General features: G+C 75.1%; 18 protein-coding genes and 1 pseudogene. 7 read left to right on the forward strand and 12 right to left on the reverse strand.

What is annotated here, in order from left to right; translation table 11 throughout:
• Positions 1 to 24 precede the first annotated feature (24 nt).
• The gene (locus AB0R04_RS34040) at positions 25 to 546 is read right to left on the reverse strand and encodes a universal stress protein (protein WP_363377458.1); all 522 of its coding nucleotides are present in this window, start codon (positions 544 to 546) and stop codon (positions 25 to 27) included.
• Positions 547 to 1,020: 474 nt separating this feature from the next.
• Here AB0R04_RS34040 and AB0R04_RS34045 point away from each other — a divergent pair, with 474 nt between their 5' ends.
• A complete protein-coding gene (locus AB0R04_RS34045) occupies positions 1,021 to 1,416 on the forward strand; it encodes a transglycosylase family protein (RefSeq protein WP_063350615.1) in 396 nt (131 codons plus the stop codon).
• Positions 1,417 to 1,703: 287 nt separating this feature from the next.
• The gene (locus AB0R04_RS34050; RefSeq protein ID WP_363377459.1) at positions 1,704 to 2,060 is read left to right on the forward strand and encodes a hypothetical protein; all 357 of its coding nucleotides are present in this window, start codon (positions 1,704 to 1,706) and stop codon (positions 2,058 to 2,060) included.
• Positions 2,061 to 2,078: 18 nt separating this feature from the next.
• Here AB0R04_RS34050 and AB0R04_RS34055 read toward each other — a convergent pair whose 3' ends face one another.
• Positions 2,079 to 2,669 carry a pyridoxamine 5'-phosphate oxidase family protein gene (locus AB0R04_RS34055; protein WP_363377460.1) on the reverse strand — a complete coding sequence of 197 codons (591 nt, stop codon included), beginning with the start codon at positions 2,667 to 2,669 and terminating at the stop codon, positions 2,079 to 2,081.
• A 173-nt stretch (positions 2,670 to 2,842) separates the two neighbouring features.
• On the opposite strand from AB0R04_RS34055, the gene AB0R04_RS34060 reads away from it, so the two are divergent.
• The 4 genes and pseudogenes from AB0R04_RS34060 to AB0R04_RS34075 all read left to right on the forward strand — a co-directional run bounded on the left by AB0R04_RS34060 (position 2,843) and on the right by AB0R04_RS34075 (position 6,150).
• Entirely contained in the window at positions 2,843 to 3,781 is a 939-nt protein-coding gene (locus AB0R04_RS34060; protein ID WP_363377461.1) for a helix-turn-helix domain-containing protein, read from the forward strand.
• A 27-nt stretch (positions 3,782 to 3,808) separates the two neighbouring features.
• The gene (locus tag AB0R04_RS34065; RefSeq protein ID WP_363377462.1) at positions 3,809 to 4,240 is read left to right on the forward strand and encodes a VOC family protein; all 432 of its coding nucleotides are present in this window, start codon (positions 3,809 to 3,811) and stop codon (positions 4,238 to 4,240) included.
• Positions 4,241 to 4,341: 101 nt separating this feature from the next.
• Positions 4,342 to 5,220 (forward strand): annotated as a pseudogene (gene ligD, locus AB0R04_RS34070) (non-homologous end-joining DNA ligase); the annotation flags it as partial.
• Positions 5,221 to 5,295: 75 nt separating this feature from the next.
• Positions 5,296 to 6,150, forward strand: a complete 855-nt coding sequence (locus tag AB0R04_RS34075) for a DNA ligase (protein ID WP_363377473.1) — start codon at positions 5,296 to 5,298, stop codon at positions 6,148 to 6,150.
• A 60-nt stretch (positions 6,151 to 6,210) separates the two neighbouring features.
• On the opposite strand, the gene AB0R04_RS34080 is transcribed toward AB0R04_RS34075, so the two are convergent.
• From AB0R04_RS34080 to AB0R04_RS34125, 10 genes are all read right to left on the reverse strand, one after another.
• Positions 6,211 to 6,795 (reverse strand): type 1 glutamine amidotransferase domain-containing protein, encoded by a 585-nt coding sequence (locus tag AB0R04_RS34080; RefSeq protein ID WP_363377463.1) that lies wholly within the window; start codon positions 6,793 to 6,795, stop codon positions 6,211 to 6,213.
• A 3-nt stretch (positions 6,796 to 6,798) separates the two neighbouring features.
• Positions 6,799 to 7,104: a PRC-barrel domain containing protein gene (locus AB0R04_RS34085; protein WP_363377464.1), complete on the reverse strand. Its 306-nt coding sequence runs from the start codon at positions 7,102 to 7,104 to the stop codon at positions 6,799 to 6,801.
• Positions 7,104 to 7,541 (reverse strand): hypothetical protein, encoded by a 438-nt coding sequence (locus AB0R04_RS34090; protein ID WP_363377465.1) that lies wholly within the window; start codon positions 7,539 to 7,541, stop codon positions 7,104 to 7,106. Before AB0R04_RS34090 ends, AB0R04_RS34085 begins: the two co-directional genes overlap by 1 nt.
• Positions 7,542 to 7,607: 66 nt before the next feature.
• Complete coding sequence (locus tag AB0R04_RS34095) at positions 7,608 to 8,075, reverse strand: hypothetical protein (RefSeq protein ID WP_363377466.1); 468 nt, start codon at positions 8,073 to 8,075, stop codon at positions 7,608 to 7,610.
• A gap of 140 nt (positions 8,076 to 8,215) precedes the next feature.
• Entirely contained in the window at positions 8,216 to 8,815 is a 600-nt protein-coding gene (locus AB0R04_RS34100; protein ID WP_363377467.1) for a GNAT family N-acetyltransferase, read from the reverse strand.
• Positions 8,816 to 8,961: 146 nt separating this feature from the next.
• Positions 8,962 to 9,660, reverse strand: coding sequence for a TNT domain-containing protein (locus AB0R04_RS34105; protein WP_363377468.1), 699 nt, complete (start codon positions 9,658 to 9,660; stop codon positions 8,962 to 8,964).
• Positions 9,661 to 9,880: 220 nt separating this feature from the next.
• Positions 9,881 to 11,203: a geranylgeranyl reductase family protein gene (locus AB0R04_RS34110; RefSeq protein ID WP_063350605.1), complete on the reverse strand. Its 1,323-nt coding sequence runs from the start codon at positions 11,201 to 11,203 to the stop codon at positions 9,881 to 9,883.
• A 390-nt stretch (positions 11,204 to 11,593) separates the two neighbouring features.
• Positions 11,594 to 12,694: an ionic transporter y4hA gene (locus AB0R04_RS34115; RefSeq protein WP_063351661.1), complete on the reverse strand. Its 1,101-nt coding sequence runs from the start codon at positions 12,692 to 12,694 to the stop codon at positions 11,594 to 11,596.
• Positions 12,695 to 12,785: 91 nt separating this feature from the next.
• Complete coding sequence (locus AB0R04_RS34120) at positions 12,786 to 14,417, reverse strand: serine/threonine-protein kinase (protein ID WP_363377469.1); 1,632 nt, start codon at positions 14,415 to 14,417, stop codon at positions 12,786 to 12,788.
• Complete coding sequence (locus AB0R04_RS34125) at positions 14,414 to 15,175, reverse strand: serine/threonine protein kinase (RefSeq protein WP_363377470.1); 762 nt, start codon at positions 15,173 to 15,175, stop codon at positions 14,414 to 14,416. Before AB0R04_RS34125 ends, AB0R04_RS34120 begins: the two co-directional genes overlap by 4 nt.
• 281 nt (positions 15,176 to 15,456) lie before the next feature.
• Here AB0R04_RS34125 and AB0R04_RS34130 point away from each other — a divergent pair, with 281 nt between their 5' ends.
• Positions 15,457 to 15,864, forward strand: coding sequence for a hypothetical protein (locus AB0R04_RS34130; protein WP_363377471.1), 408 nt, complete (start codon positions 15,457 to 15,459; stop codon positions 15,862 to 15,864).
• Positions 15,865 to 16,041: the final 177 nt, after the last annotated feature.

The raw sequence follows: 16,041 nt of genomic DNA on the forward strand, positions 1-16,041 counted from the left end.
CCCTGCCGGGCGGCCCGGCCCGCGCTACGGCACCACGGTGACCGGCCAGCGGCCCGCCTTCACCAGGCGGACGGCGACCGAGCCGATCACCCGGTGCCCGGCCTGCTCGGAGGCGCCGACCACGACGGCGTCGGCGCGCAGTTCGTCCGCGAGCTTGGCCAGCCCCGTATAGGGGTCTCCGCGCATGGTGAGGAAGCGCCATTCCACCCGCCACACCTCCTTCACGTGGTGCTCGGCCTCGCGCAGGGCGGACAGCAGCTCGTCCGCGATCTCCTGGGTGGTCTCCTCCACTGCCGCCCCGGCCAGGGCGGTGGCCGCACCCAGGATCGGCTGGACGTAGGCGACCGCGAGGGTGGCGCCCTGCCGGCGGGCCAGCCCGGCGGCGTAGGCGGTGGCGCGCCAGGAGGAGTCGGAGCCGTCCAGCCCCGCCAGGATCACCTTGGGCCCGTCCGTCCCCAGTTCGAAGCCCGCGGGGGCCGCTGCCACCCCGGGCTCCTCGGCGCCGCCGACGGCCTCCACGTCCTCTGCATCGCTCTCGTTGCTCATGGCCCCGAGGCTATGCCCGCCACCGTGCGTGAGCGGAGGGGGCCCTCCCGGTGAGGGTTGTGGCGCGGGCCACCCGGGGCGCCGGGCGGTGCGGCGATTTCGACACCGAGGGCTGGCGGGCTGTCACACACTGTCGACGATGTGGGCGGGCTCACAGGGCATGCGGCGTGACGCAGGCCACTTCGCCGGGTGGTTTGATCTTGCAAATGGTGGCAAATCGGGCCAAATCATGTCATTTCCTTGATCCTTACGACCGGTAACAGCCCCCTGACATGCCTAAACCTCCAAATCCTTGAAACCGCCTCAATCGCCCCCGTACCTTCGAACTCGTTGCACCGAGCACTCCGCTCCGGTCGGCCTCACCGCCCCGGAACCGGAACGGTGCCGGACCAGGCGAGCAACGTGTCCCCCGAAACCAACGGCCTTCCGAGGGCCTGGTTCCGCACGCTCGCAGCCCCCTCCGAAAGGACCCGCATGACTTTCCGTAACGAGACTGCCGCTGCCACCACCACTGCCACCCCGAAGCGCCGCAACCGCGTCCGGATGGCTCTGATGGCCGGGGCGATCACCGCCCTGCCGGTCGCCGGCCTCGTCACGGCCACCAGCGCCTCCGCCGCGCCGGCCACGGTCTGGGACAAGGTCGCCTCCTGCGAGGCCACCGGCAACTGGGCCGTCAACTCCGGCAACGGCTTCTTCGGCGGCCTGCAGTTCACCTCCAGCACCTGGGCCGCCTTCGGCGGCACCGCGTACGCCCCGCAGGCCCACCAGGCCACCAAGGACCAGCAGATCGCCATCGGCGAGAAGGTCCTCGCCGCCCAGGGCCCCGGCGCCTGGCCGATCTGCTCCGTCAAGGCCGGTCTGGGCAAGTAGTCCCCACCCCCCGGCCCGCCTGTCCAGGGCCCCCGACGCCGCCGTACCCTCCCCGGGTGCGGCGGCGTCGTCGCGTTCCCGCCCGCCGCGGCCGACCACACGCCCGCCCGCGCCGCACGGTGCCCGTTCCGCTCGTGCGCGGGCTTCCCCGGGGGCCCCGGCCGGGCCCCGGCGCGTACCGAGGTGGCGACGTTCCGGCCGCGAGCCGGTCACGAACCGATCCGGCGCACCGCACGGCAGGTACGGTCGGCTCGCCGGGACCGTAGGCGAATTCCACCGGGGGGATCATGCGCCGCACCTGGACCCTGCTCGTGCTCGTGGCCTCGCTCGGGCTGGCCGCCTGCGATCCGCACACCGATCCCGGCCGCACGCTGCCGCCGGACGACCGGCCCGGCTACGCGATCCCCGCGCCCAGCCCGCCCCACCCGCCGATGCCCGAGCTGCGCGGCCAGACCGTCCTGGCGGCACGGGCGCTGCTGCCCCTCTGGTACCCGGTCAGCGTGCGGGACGCCGATCCGCGGGGGCGGGTCGTGGTGGTGCAGTGGGAGTGGCAGGTGTGCGGGCAGAGCCCGGCGGCCGGCGAGGTGCTGACCGGGCAGGTGATCGGCCTGACCGCGATGCGGGTCGAGGAACCCTGCCCGTAGCGCAGGCCCGACGGTCCGCTACGACGTGCCCGGCCGGGGCGGGAGCGGCAGCGGGAGAGCAGGCAGGCCGTCGATGCTGGTGCCGACGTACTGCTTGCCCTCGCAGTAGGTGTTGAACTCCTCCTCGTCCTTGCGGCCGAAGTACTGCGCGTGCAGCTCGCGGTCGGCGCGGTAGTCCATCAGCGGGACGGCGAACCCGCAGGAGTCGCTGACCCGTTCGGCCCGCACCAGCACGATCGCGCGCAGCCCCGAGCCGTCGACGGCCGGGTCGAAGCGGCCCAACAGCCCGGCGAAGCGCGGGTCGTCGCGGAACACCGGCTCGCCCCGGCCGTGCACCCGCACCACGGTCGGCGGGCCGTCGAAGGCGCACCACATCAGCGTGATCCGGCCGTTCTCCCGCAGATGGGCGATCGTCTCGGCGGTGGATCCGCCGAAGTCCAGGTAGGCGAGGGTGAGTTCGTCGATCACCACGAGCGTGCCGGAGCGGCCCTTGGGCGAGACGTTGACGTGCCCGTCGGTGGAGACGGGCGCGGTCGCGACGAAGTACACGGGCTGCCGTTCGATGAACGCCCGCAGCCTGCCGTTGATGCTCTCGTACTGCTTTCCCATGCCCATCAGTGTGCGCGCATCCCGCCTGGCAAGAAAGCATGATCCACTGAACGAGACGGCCGCTCCACCGGGGGCACCCGCAGGACGGCCGAACTCGGCGGCCCCGGTACACATTTGTCCAAGACGCCCGTTCCACTGCGGCACGCGCCCCACCGGCCGCCGATACTGGGAACGTGACGACGGAAGCCCCCGAGACGTCCGCAGCCGCAGCCGACGAGGCCGCAGACACGGCCGCAGACACCGACGCCGGCCTGATCGACGAAGCCGTCCGCGCCCGGCCCGCGCCCGCGCTGCGCCCGTACGTGGCCTGGTACTCCGGGTACCGCCAGCGCGGCATCCCGCCCGCCCTGCACCGCGGCCTGCCGTCCCCGTACCTGACGTTCATCCTCACCCTGGACGAGCCGCTGGTGATCGCCGGGCACCCCGACCCGGCGCAGCCGCCCGGCAGTTACCGGACGCTGCTCGGCGGCCTGCACACCGGCCCGGCGCTGATCACCCACGACGGCCGGCAGTCCGGCGTGCAGATCGCCGTGCACCCGCTCGCCGCCCGGGCGCTGTTCGGCCTGCCCGCCGGCGAGTTGGCCGGGATCGACCTCCCGGCGGAGGAGGTGCTGGGGCGGCTCGGCCCGCGCCTCCAGGAGCAGTTGCAGTCCGCGCACACCTGGTCCGAGCGCTTCGCCGTGCTGGACGGGACGCTGCTGCGGGCCGCCCGTCCGTCCGGGCGGGTGCCGCCGGAGGTCGGCTGGGCCTGGCGGGCGCTGCGGCGCAGCAACGGCGCCCTGCCGGTGGCGGCGCTGGCCCGGGAGACCGGCTGGAGCGCCCGGCACCTCCAGGAGCGGTTCCGCCGGGAGACCGGTCTGACGCCGAAGGCCGCCGCCCGGGTGATCCGCTTCGACCGGGCCCGCCATCTGCTGGCCGCCTCGCCGCCGCCCCGGCTCGGCGACCTGGCCGTCCGCTGCGGGTACTTCGACCAGGCGCACCTGGCCCGGGAGTTCCGCGCCCTGGCCGGGGCGGCGCCGAGCGTGTGGCTGGCGGCGGAGGGGCCGGAGGAGGCGAAGTTCCGAAACGTCCAAGGCGGGGCGGCTGCGGCGGCCGCAGAGTGGGAGGCGTAAGCAATCCGAGCCCCCGAGGAGACAGCCATGGACGGCACCGCCCCCGCCCCGCAGGTCTGGCCCAGCCTGCGCGCCACCGACGCCCGGGCCCTGATCCGCTTCCTGGTCGACGCCTTCGGCTTCCAGGAGGTCGTCGCCTACGGTGAGGGCGGGTTCGTCGCCCACGCCGAACTGGCCTGGCCGGAGGGCGGCGGCGTGATGCTCGGCTCCGACCGGGAGACGCCCGAGGGCGGCGCGCCCTGCCCGGGCCGGCCGGGCGGTTTCACCGCGTACGTGGTCACCGCGGACCCGGACGCCGTGCACGACCGCGCCGTCGCCGCCGGGGCCCGGATCACCACCGCGCTCACCGAGACGGACTACGGCTCGCGCGACTTCGCCGCCGCCGACCCGGAGGGCAACCAGTGGTACTTCGGCACCTACCCGGGCGCGCCGCGGCCCGCCGCCCCCGCGCGGGGCTGAGCCGCCGCCGACGCCGGTGGACCGGCTGCGCCCCCGCCGCCGCCCGGGCAGACTGGCTGCGGGGGCCACGCACAGGCCCGCCCAGGCTCCGGAGAGCACCCATGCCGCAGCTCACGGTGGACGGGCGCACCCTCGCGCTCTCCCACCTCGACAAGGTGTACTACCCGCGCACCGGCACCCTCAAGGGCGAGGTGCTGCGCTACTACGCCGCCGTGCACGGCGCCCTGCTGCCCCACCTGCGCGACCGCCCGGTCTCCTTCCTGCGCTGCCCGGACGGTGTGGAGGCCGAGGTGTTCATCGCCAAGAACCCGCCGGCCGGCACCCCGCGCTGGGTGCGCACCGTCGAGGTGCCGAGCAGCGGCGGTGGCCTGCGCCAGGTGGTCCTCGACGACGGCGCCGCACTGCTCTGGGCCGCCAACCTGGGCTGTCTGGAACTGCACGTCCCGCAGTGGCACGCGGCCGAACCCGGGCTCGCCGACCGCCTCGTCCTGGACCTCGACCCCGGCGCGGGCGCGTCCGTCCTCACCTGCCGCACCGTCGCCGTCCTGCTGCGCGAGCGGCTCGCGGCGGACGGCCTGGCGGCCTGGGTGAAGACCTCCGGCTCAAAGGGCCTGCACCTGCTGGTCCCGATCGAGCCCACCCCCAGCGCCCGGGTCTCGGCGTACGCGAAGGCGCTCGCCGCCGCCCTGGAGGGCGACCGCCCGGAGCTGGTGGTGCACACCATGGCGAAGGCCCGGCGGGCCGGCCGGGTACTGGTCGACTGGTCGCAGAACAACGCCAGGAAGACCACCGCCGCGCCGTACACCCTCCGGGCCCGGCCGCTGCCGACGGTCTCCACCCCGCTGTCCTGGGCCGAGCTGGAGCGCGCCGCCACGGCGGACGACCTGGTGTTCACCCTCGCCGAGGTGCCGGAGCGCCTCGCCGCCCACGGCGACCTGTTCGCCCCGCTGCTGGACCCGGAGCGGGCCCGACCGCTCCCGGCCGGCCCGGCGACCCGGCAAGGGCCGCCCCGCCAGGAGCAGCCCCGCCAGGTGCTCCACCCGCCCGTCGAGGTGATGCGCCCCGCCGCCGTCACCGCCGTCCCGCCCGCCGACGGCCTGGGCGGCGCGGGCGTGCAGTACGAGCTGAAGCTGGACGGCTTCCGCTGCGTCGCCTTCGCCCGCGGCGCCCGCCCGCCCGTCCTGCAGTCCCGCACCGGCCGCGACCTCGCCCCCGAGTTCCCGCCGATCGCCGCCGCCGTCGCCCGGCTGCCCGAAGGGCTGGTGCTGGACGCCGAACTCGTCGCCTGGCGGGCCGGCCGGTTCGCCTTCGGGGAACTGCTGCGCACCCGCCGGGCCCGGGCCGCCGCCCCGGACGTCGTCCTCGGCCTGATCGCCTTCGACCTGCTCGCCCTGCCGGGCCGCGACCTGCGCCGGCTGCCGCTCACCGACCGCCGCCGGCTGCTGCTCGCCGCCCTGGCCGACGTCCCGCCGCCGATCCAGCCGGTCCTGGCCACCACCGACCGGGCGGAGGCACTGGACTGGATGGCCCGCCTCGCCGACACCGGCGTCGAGGGCCTGGTCTGCAAGGCCGCCGGCTCCCCCTACCGCCCGCGCGGCGTCGGCCGCGCCTGGGTCAAGTACCGCCGCAGCGACACCCTCGACGCCACCGTCCGCGCCTTCACCGGTCCGGCCTCCCGTCCGCACGCCCTCGTCCTCGAACTCGACGACGGCCGGGTGCTCCTCAGCACCCCCCGGCTCACCCCGGTCCAGGCCCGCGAAGTCGCCGAGGCCGCCGCTCCCCTCGCCGGCCCGCCCGTCACCGACCCCGAGCACGGCCCGGTCCACCCCCTCACCGGCCCGCTGCGCGCCGAACTGACCCTCACCGGCCGCCCACCCGCCGCCGCCTTCGTCCGGCTGCGCGGCGACTGACCGCCCCCCGCGCACCTCGGGCCCCGGCTGACCCGGAACTCCCCGTAGCAGGACGCGGGTTCACCCCTTCCGGCGCTTCGCCGCGTGGACGAACTCGGTGACCAGGGTGTCGTTGAAGACCGGCAGGTCGGCGGGTCGGCGGCTGGTGACGAGGGGGCCGGGGCCGGCGCGGCAGACGTACACCTCCTCGTCCACCCAGTGGGCGCCGGCGTTGCGCAGGTCGGTGCGCAGGCTCGGCCAGGAGGTGAGGGTGCGGCCGCGGACGGCGTCGGCCTCGATCAGGGTCCAGGCGGCGTGGCAGATCGCGGCGACCGGGCGGCCGGAGGCGCAGTAGGCACGGACGAAGGCCACCGCGGCCTCGTCCAGCCGCAGCGCGTCGGGACTCGCGACGCCGCCGGGCAGGACCAGGCCGTCGAAGGCGGACGGCCGCGCCCCGGCGACGAGGACGTCCACGGCGAAGGTGTCCCCCGGGGCTCGGTGCCGGACGGCCTGGACGCGGCCGGGCCCGGTGGACAGCAACCGCGGGGTGCCGCCGGACTCGGCCACCGCCTGCCACGGCGAGGCCAGCTCGATCTGCTCCGCCCCGTACGGCGCGACCAGGAAGGCGATCGTCCGGCCGGTGAGCGTGGTGGACGGCCAGCCCATGGCTCAGCGCCGGTATGGATCGCAGGCAGAACCCAGATGGACGGCGGCGGGCGGGGTGGGGCTGAGCCGGGCGCGCGGGCAGTCCAGGTGGACGGTCAGCTCCAGGTGGTCGATCCGCGACACCAGGCCGACCGGGACGGACAGCCGGGTGCCCGCCACCCAGGGCCCGGCGTCGATCAGCAGGTGGTCCCCGGTGTCCTGTTCGACCCGGCCGAGCGGGCCGTCGGTCGCCTGCACCTCGTACCCGGTCAGGCTCAGGTCGGCGGCGTGGTGGGGGCCCGGACGGTACTCCCACAGGTCGGTGGTCATCATGCCTCCGGTTGGTCCCAGGGGCGGCGTTCGCGGCGCTCGTCCCGGTCGGGGGGTGCGGCCCGGCGTTCGCCCCGGTCTCCGCCCGCAGTCTGGTCCCGGCCCTCGCCCCGGCCCGCGGCCCGGCGGCGCAGCAGCGCCGAGGTGGCGATCGCCGCCGCCACCGAGGCCGCCCACACCACCCCGAGGGCGGTCAGCACCGCGGTGGTCGGGGTCCGCACGCCGATGCTGAGGCAGATCGCGGACATCACCAGGGCGGTCAGCACCACCCCGGCGGACAGGCGGCGCCCGACGCCGCGCAGCACGCGCCGGGCCCGGCTCGGCGGCTTGGCGCCCATCGTGCTCAACTTCCGGTCGAGGCGCGTGTCCTGGCGCAGATCGGACTCGATCTCCTCAAGGAGCCGTCGCTCCCATCCGCTCAACGCGGGTCCGTCCATCTCGGTCACCTCCGACACTTCCGGTGACGTGCTCGCACCCGGGCGGTTGCCCGGTACGGGCAGGCGCTAACCGCTCAGGGGGCCGCCGGTTACGGCGTGTGGTGCGGCGCCGGCGGCGGCGCCCACGGGGCCGAAGGCCCGGGGACGGGCCAGCAGGCTGTCGTCCAGGACGCGCAGCAGGGCGTCGGCGTCGCGGTGGACCTCGACCGCGCCCGCCGCCCGCAGCTCGGGGCCGGCGTCCGCACCGGCCGCCAGGGCGACGCACGGCACCCCGGCCCGCCGCGCCGCCAGCACCTCGCGCACGCTGCCGGCCACCGCCACGGCGTGCGACGGCGTGCCGCCGACCAGTTCCAGCGCGGCCCGCACCGGGTCACGCCCGGGGGCGGTCACGGTCAGGGCCGGTGCCCCGCCCGGCCCGGGCCCGGTCAGCACGACCGTCCAGCCCCGGGCGGCGCACTCCCGCAGCAGTTCGGCGGAACCGGCCGGCGCAGGGCGCCAATCGGTACCGAAGAGAGCCGCCGAGATCACCGTCATGGCCGACCGTTTCCCTTCCCGGGCCACGCACCGTACGCGCCCTTCCAGGTTAGGCCGCTCCCCCGCCGTGCGCGCAGCCTGCGGCCCACCGGTTTACCGGCACCGGGAGGACTCGCGCGGCGGCCGGTCGGCGGGCCTGCCTACCCGGCGTCCGGGTCGGTGGCGAGGCGGGCGTGGAGGTGTTCGTCGACGTAGTCGCCGTCGCCGTAGCGGTAGGAGGCCCGGGTGGTGCCCTCGTGACGGAAGCCGCCGCGGACGGCGACGCGGCAGGAGGCCTCGTTGCCGACTCCGTGCCAGAGCTCGATGCGGCGGGCGTCGGCGGTGGCGACGGCCCAGCGGGTGACGGCGGTGGCGGCTCGGGTGGCGATGCCCCGGCCGCGGGCGGTGGGGAGCAGCCAGTAGCCGACCGTGGCGATGCCGTCCGGCTGGTTGGTCCAGCCCAGGAAGGCGTTGCCGTGGAGGGTCCCGTCGAGGGCGTCGGTGATCGCGAAGGCGGCCGCGCGCCCCTCGGCCCAGCCGGTGTCGCAGCGGTCGAGGTAGGCCTCGGCGTCGGCCGGGTCGGCGATGCGCAGCGGGTTCCAGCGGGCTATCTCCGGGTCGGCCGCGGCCGCCATCAGGGCGGGGACGGTGCCGCCGGGCAGGTCGAGGGCCCTGCCCCAGGGGCGCAGCGCGAAGTCGCCCAGGTCGAGGGTGGCGGGCCGCAGGACGCGCCGCTCGGCGGAGTTCTCGGTGGTGCTCATCCGGCCTTCCTATCCCGCCCGCTCCGGTGCCCGCCAGCGAATTTCCCCGGCCGGGGATCCGCTCCCACCGCCCGGTGACTTCCGGTGACGTCCGGTGAGCGGGACGGCGCACGGCGTGCTGGCCGTGCGCCGTCCGGACGGCCGGGTCAGACGATCCGGGACAGGTACCCGTTGTCGACCAGCCAGAGCACGTTCAGCTTGGCCGGGCCGCCGGGCACCAGGGCCGCGTCGAGCTGGTACTGCAGGCCCCAGCCGGGCTGACCGAACCACGGGGCGATCGGGCCGGCGTGCACCTTGAAGGGCTTGACCACCTTGTAGTCGTGGTAGTTGCAGCCCGCCGGCGGGGTGCCGTCGAGGCTCTGCGGCGGGATGGAGCGGGTGGAGTAGGGCAGCCCCTCGGGGGCGAGGAAGGCGCCGTACTCGCTGCCGTAGCGGTCGATGTTCTGGTTCGGGTAGAGCGTGAGATCGAACTCGACCGGGGTGCCGTCGGGCAGGGTGACGTAGCCGTCGGACGGCGGGTAGATCCAGCCGCCGGCGCCGTTGTTGCCGGCCGGGTCGTAGTAGGTGGTGAGGAACTGCTGCTCGCTCAGGGAGCCGGTGCGCTGGTAGCCGACGAGTTCCCGGCCGACCCGGCCGGTGGTGGGCAGGTCGGCGGGGCCGAGCCGCTTGTCACCCTGGTAGAAGTCGGCGGAGCACTCGTCGGGGGGCGTGGCGGCCCTGGCGGAGGTGCCCGCGGTGGAGGTGCCCGCAGTGGCGGTATCGGCCGCGGCGGCCGGGATGCTCGGGGCGATCAGGGCGGCGGCTGCGGCGAGTGGCGCGACGAGCAGGCGAAGGCGAAGGCGCACGGTGTCTCCGCCGTGAGGGGGGTCGCACGGAGGGGGCGTCCTGCTCACCCTCCGTGTCCGTTTCGACACCAGGCAAGCGGATCAGCTGATCATCCGTCAACACGACTAGGCCGAAGACGCACCGAATTCCCCGGTTCCGGCCAACCCCGGGACGCCGGACCGGTTCACCCGAAAGACTGAGCGGTCCGGCACCGGCCCCGGCACGCCGCGCAACCACCCGTCAGCGCCCCGGCGCGACCCGCCCGATCAGGTGGAGCAGCCGGTCGAGGGCGTCGTTGGAGTTGGGCTCGGTGAGGTTGACCATGAGCCGGAACGCCACCTTCAGCAACGCCGGGTGGCCGAGCCCGGCGGCGCCGGCCGCGCCGAGCAGCCTGGGCCGGCCGAGCAGGTCGGCGGCGAGCCGGCCGAGCGCGAAGTAGCCGGCGTAGGCGGAGCGCAGCGCCTGCGGGTAGGCGCGCAGGGCCAGTTCGCGGCCGCGGTCGGTGCGCCGGGCGAGGGCCTGGACGATGGTCTCGGCGGCGTAGCGGCCGGATTCCATCGCGTAGGCGATGCCTTCGCCGGTGCCGGGGCTGACCGTGCCGCCGGCGTCACCGATGAGCAACAGGCCGTCGGCGTAGTGGGGTTGGCGGTTGAGGCCCATCGGGAGGGCGGAGCCGCGGACGGGCTCGGTGACGGCGTCGGGGGTGTAGCCGTACGCGGGCGGCAGACTGTCGCACCAGCGGCGGAGCAGGTCGCGCCAGTCGAGGTCGACGTGGGCGGTGTCGAGGACGCCGAGGCCGACGTTCGCGGTGCCGTCGCCCATGCCGAACACCCAGGCGTAGCCGGGCAGCAGGCGGCGGGCGGGGTCGCCCGGGTCGCGCAGGTCGAGCCAGGCCTCCAGGTAGCGGTCCTGGTGGCGGGGGGTGGTGAAATAGGTGCGGTAGGCGACGCCCATGGCGCGGTCGGTGCGGCGGTAGCGCTTCATCGCGACGGAGAGGCGGGTGGAGTTGCCGTCGGCGGCGACCACGACCGGCGCCTGGTAGCTGACGGGCCGGCGCTCGTCGCCGAGCTTCGCGGTGACGCCGGTGATCCGGCCGCTCCGCTCGTCCACCAACGGGCCTGCCACGTTGGCCCGTTCGATCAGCCGGGCACCGGCCGAGGCGGCCCGGCGGGCGAGCAGTTCGTCGAAGTCGGCGCGCCGACGGACGAGTCCGTGGCCGGGGTAGGCGGACAGCTCAGGCCAGTCGAACTCCAGCGCGCGCCGGCCGGAGATCAGCCGCAGCCCCTGGTTGTGCAGCCAGCCGGCCTGCTCGGAGACGTCGATGCCGAGGTCGGTCAACTGCTTGACGGCGCGCGGGGTGAGGCCGTCGCCGCAGACCTTCTCGCGCGGGAACGCGGACTTCTCCAGCAGCAGGACGTCCAGGCCGGTGCGGGCGAGGTGGTAGGCGGCGGTGGAGCCGGCCGGGCCGGCGCCGACCACGATGACGTCGGCGTCCTCCTCGGTCCGGGCGGGCCGGGGGGCCCGGCCGCCGTCTGCGGGCACCTGCTGCTCTGGGCCGGGCATCACGCACTCCCACGGGGTCGGATCGGCTGCGGGGCCGCAGGGGCCCCGGACGGACTCGGACAGGGCCATTCGGACAGGGCCATTCGGACAGGTTCGTTCGGACGGGGCCATTCGGACGCGGCCGGACTCGGCGGTCCGAGACGGACGATAGAGAACCACGGCACCCGCCCGCCGCCCCGACACGCGGGCCCGCCCCGATGACCGGTCAATACCGGCCACCGGGGCGGGCGCGCGGTCACCCGCCGGGTCGGAGCCCGCCGTTGACCACCGCGCTCCAGACGGGCCCGTCGGCGGGCCGCCGTCCGGCACGCTCCGCCCGGGAGACCGCGGAGCCCCTGCCTCCGACGGCGGTGTCGGAGGCAGGGGCTCTGGGGAACTGCTGCGGCGGCGTCAGGGGTTGAGCGCCAGCACCACGTAGGCGGCCAGCACGGCGAGGTGCACGGCGCCCTGGAGCGGGGTGGCCCGGCGCGGGATGACCGTCAGGGTGCCGAGCACGATGGTCAGGGTCAGCAGCACCATGTGCGCCGGGCCGAGGCCGAGGACGAGCGGGCCGGAGAGCCAGGAGGAGGCGATCGCGACGGCCGGGATGGTCAGGCCGATGCTGGCGAGCGCCGAGCCGAGGGCCAGGTTGAGGCTGGTCTGCACCCGGTTGCGCAGGGCCGCGCGCAGCGCCGCGATGGTCTCCGGCAGCAGGACGAGCAGGGCGATCACGACGCCGACGACGGAGTGCGGCAGTCCGGCGTCGTCCACGGCATGCTCGATGGTCGGCGAGACGCCCTTGGCGAGGCCGACCACGGAGACCAGGGCCACGCCGAGCAGCAGCAGGCTGATCCAGGCGGCCTTGGCGGTCGGCGGCGCGGCGTGGTCCTCCTCGTCGAGCACCCGGCCCTCGGGGGTGACCGGCAGGAAGTAGTCCCGGTGCCGGAAGGTCAGGGTGGTCACGAACAGCCCGTACAGCACGATCGAGGCGGTGGCCGCGAAGACCAGCTGGGTGGTGGAGAACTGCGGGCCCGGGGAGCTGGTGGTGAAGGTCGGCAGCACCAGGCTGAGGGTGGCGAGGGTGCCGATGCAGGCGAGCGCGGCGCCGGTGCCCTCGGCGTTGAAGACGGCGGTCCGGTACTTGATCGCGGCGACCAGGATGGACAGGCCGAGGATGCCGTTGCAGGTGATCATCACGGCGGCGAACACGGTGTCCCGGGCCAGGGTGGCGGACTTGGAGCCGCCGTCGGCCATCAGCGTCACGATCAGCGCGACCTCGATCACGGTGACCGCCACCGCGAGCACGAGCGATCCGAAGGGTTCCCCGACCCGGTGCGCGATCACCTCGGCATGGTGTACGGCGGCGAGCACGGCGCCGGCCAGGAAGCAGGCGACGACGCCCACCACCCAACCGGGCAGGTCCCGGTGCCAGGTCAGGGCGAGGACGACGAACGACACCACCGGAACGACGACGGTCCATTGCGCGGTGGCCGCGCGGAGCTTCGTGATCATGCCGCCGAGCATCCCAGACCGGGGGCCGCCCACCCGGCTGACCGCGCCGGGATACGTAGGGATGTGGTACAACTCATCCCGTTTTGCCCGCTCACCCGCCGTAGTCGGCTAGGTACCGGAGCACCTTGTCGACGTGCGGGCGGACCCGTTCCGGGACACCTTCGGCGGCCGCCACCGTCTTGTCGCTGGTCCGGTAGGCGGCGGTGACCAGGGCCGGCAGGTCGCGGGTGAAGCCCCGGTGCTTGAGCTGCTGGTCCAGCCAGCAGACGTAGTTGCCCATCGCGGCGATCGCGTCGCCCGGGTCCAGGTAGGACTTGGGGCCGTCGTGGGCCGCGGCCCTCGCCCAGGCGTCGAAGACGGCGGGCGTCCACATGGCGATGCCGTACTCGCCGGTCTCGGGGCGGGCCGCGTTCGGGTCGAAGCCGCTCTCGGCCTTGAGCATCGCGGCCAGCAGCACCGGGGTGATCTCGGGCTCGGGGCAGCGCCGGGCGGCGTCCTCGATCATGCCGCGGTAGGCGACCGGGACGTCGGAGCCGGCCGGGATCGCGCCGGGCAGCGGGTGCGCGGCCGGGTGGGCGGCCGACCCCGCGGCGGGTACTGCGGCGCCTTGCTCCGCGGCCTCCGGCTCGGGGGCCCCGGTCAGGGCGAGGACGGTGGCGGCGCAGGCCAGCAGGCCGGTGGCGGCCCGCAGGGCGGCGCCGCGGCGGCAGGCCGGACGCGCGACGGCCCGGGCGACCAGCGCGGCGAGGTCGGTGCGGGCCCGCTCCTCCCGCCCGGGGGTCAGGCAGGCGGTGACCACGGCCCGCCAGGGCCCGGGCAGCGCCTCGTCCAGCCGCAGCGACGCCGCGCCGCGCGCGTACGCCTGGGCGGCCAGCGAGCGGGCCCGGGCGGTGGCGCCGAGGAACGGGTGCAGGCCGCCGGTGAGCACCTGGTGGGCGATCACCCCGAAGGCCCAGATGTCGGCGCTGGGGCGCACCGCGACGCCGCGCGCGCCGGTGCGCTCGGACCACCACTCGGGCGGGACGTGGTCGGGCGAGCCGAGCGGCGGCGCGTAGGCGTGGGTACCCTCCAGTTCGGCGGTAAGGCCGAAGTCCGCGATCTTGGCGGTGCCGTCGGGCATCAGCAGGATGTTGGCCGGTTTGAGATCCCCGTGCACCCAGCCGCCCCGGTGCATGTGGGTGAGCCCGGCGCAGACCTCGGTGAGGACGCGTTCGGCACCGGGCACCGGGGCGCCGGGGCGGGCGGCGGCGAGGACGTCCTGGAGGCTGCGGGCGGCACGTTCCATCACCAGGGCGACGGCGCCGTCCAGGCCGGGGTGGGCCGGGTCGTCGACGACCGTCACGGCGAGGGTGCGGATCAGGTGGGGGTGGTCCGCGCGGCGGCTGAAGCGCATCTCGCTGCGGGCGACCTCCGTCATGGTCCGGCGCTGGCCGGGGCTGAGCCGGGCGGGGCTGAGCAGTTTGACGGCGGCCGGGGTGCCGTCGGGGCCTTCGGCCGCGTACACGCTGCCCCAGGCGCCGGCCCCGAGGTAGGCGCCGGTGCGGTAGCCCGCGAGCCGGTAGCCGGCCGGCACCTCGAACTGCCGCTCCGGCAGGGGCTGGTCCTTCTCCGGCACCCGCTGCTCGGACGCCGGTTCGGCGGGTACCGGCTCGACGGGTACCGGCTCGACGGGTACCGGCTCGACGGGCGGCTGACCGTCGGGCGGCTGGCCGGCGGGCCTCACGGTCGGGCGACCGGGCGCCGGGGCGGGAGCAGGGCCAGGTGCTCCTCCCGGACGAGGTCGAACTTCAGTGCCAGGGCCGCGAGTTCCTCGCGCTTGCCGCCGCCGGGGCCATCCTCGTACGGCTCGCGCAGCCGCAGCTTCGTCCACACCAGGTAGTCGATGTGGTAGTTGACCGCCGAGCGGGTCAGCCCGTGGCAGGAGGGCAGGGCGCGCAGCCGGGCCAGCACGTCCGTCACACCGGGGACGACGGCGGCGGAGGGCGAGCGCAGCCGGGGCTCGCAGAGCGCGAGCAGCACCAGGAAGTACTTGGCGGTCGGGTCGAGGGCGAACGGGCTGACGGTGAGTTCGCCCTCGACGCCGCCTGGCCGACCCTCCAGGTACGCGTGTTGCGGGGCGAAGACCTTGAACGAGGCGGGTTCGCCGAGGGCGGGCAGCAGCACCCTGGAGAACTCGAACGGGACGGGCGCGCCGAGCCGGCCGGGCGCCACCTTGACGTGCTCGCCCGCGCCCTCCAGGTTCTCCACCACGTAGGTGGCGGAGGTGCTGAAGTTGGACAGCCGCCAGTAGTCCTCGGCGGCGGTGACCTCCCCCGCGCGCCGGGAGACGCCCTGGTCGGGCAGCGGGATGGGGGCCGGGCGGCCAGGCTCGCCGCGCCCGAACACCGCGGCCTCGCCGGGGCCCATCCGCAGCAGGCCGGGCGGTTCGCCGGGTGCCATCACGGGCCCCCGGTCGGGCAGTTGCACGATGACCGTGTCCACGCAGACACCTCCGCGGTTCGGGTCGATGCTAACGGCCGGATTCGCCCCGACGGCAGTTCGCCACTCGGACGAGTGAAGGGACACCGCCAACCCGGCCCGGGCGTCGCCGAGTTGCCCCCAGGCCTCCCACCTGCGGTCCGTCGACCGCTCGGCAGGTGGTTGCAGCACGTAGTTGAATGGTCACCTTGAGTGTGACGCAACACACACACGACATGACCACGTTCTGTGCAAGACTCATCTCAAGGAGTGAGATCCCCTTAATTTCCAAGGAGGTTCATATCATGCGCGCTCGGATCGCAGCTGTGACGATGATGGTGGCAGGGATAGCAGGCCTGACGGCCGGACCGGCCATCGCGGCCCCGGCGACGACCGAGAACGAAGCGGTGGCCTGCGCCGCCGTGCTCAACACGCCCTGCATCTCGCACCAGCACGACGGCGAGGGCTTCTTCGGCGTCGCCCAGGTCTCCGCCGACTCGCGCCAGTTGACGATGGTTCAGGTCGAGGTGCGGACCCAGAAGGCCTGGGGCAGCCCGTGGGAGACGGTCGCCTCCGCGACCACCGTGCGCCTGGGCTCCGCGAAGGCGGTCACCCCGCGCGTCGTCACCACCGACCTGCGGATCATCTGCGCCACCGCCGGCCCGGCGCTGGAGGCGACCCAGCAGGTCACCACCTGTACCAACCCGTTCTGACGGACCCCGCCGCTCCACCAGCACCGAGGTCCTCGATCGACCCGACCCACCCGACCGGCCGGGGCGCCCGCGCCCCGGCTCCAGGTCCTGTCCGGTCGATCTTGGCGGATCAGCCCGCGGCGTTGGGCGCCCGGCTGGGCGTGCGCCCGGATCGCCCTCGTACTGGACGTACTTGGG

The sequence above is a fragment of the Kitasatospora sp. NPDC056731 genome (genome assembly GCF_040687675.1).
Classification (GTDB): domain Bacteria; phylum Actinomycetota; class Actinomycetes; order Streptomycetales; family Streptomycetaceae; genus Kitasatospora.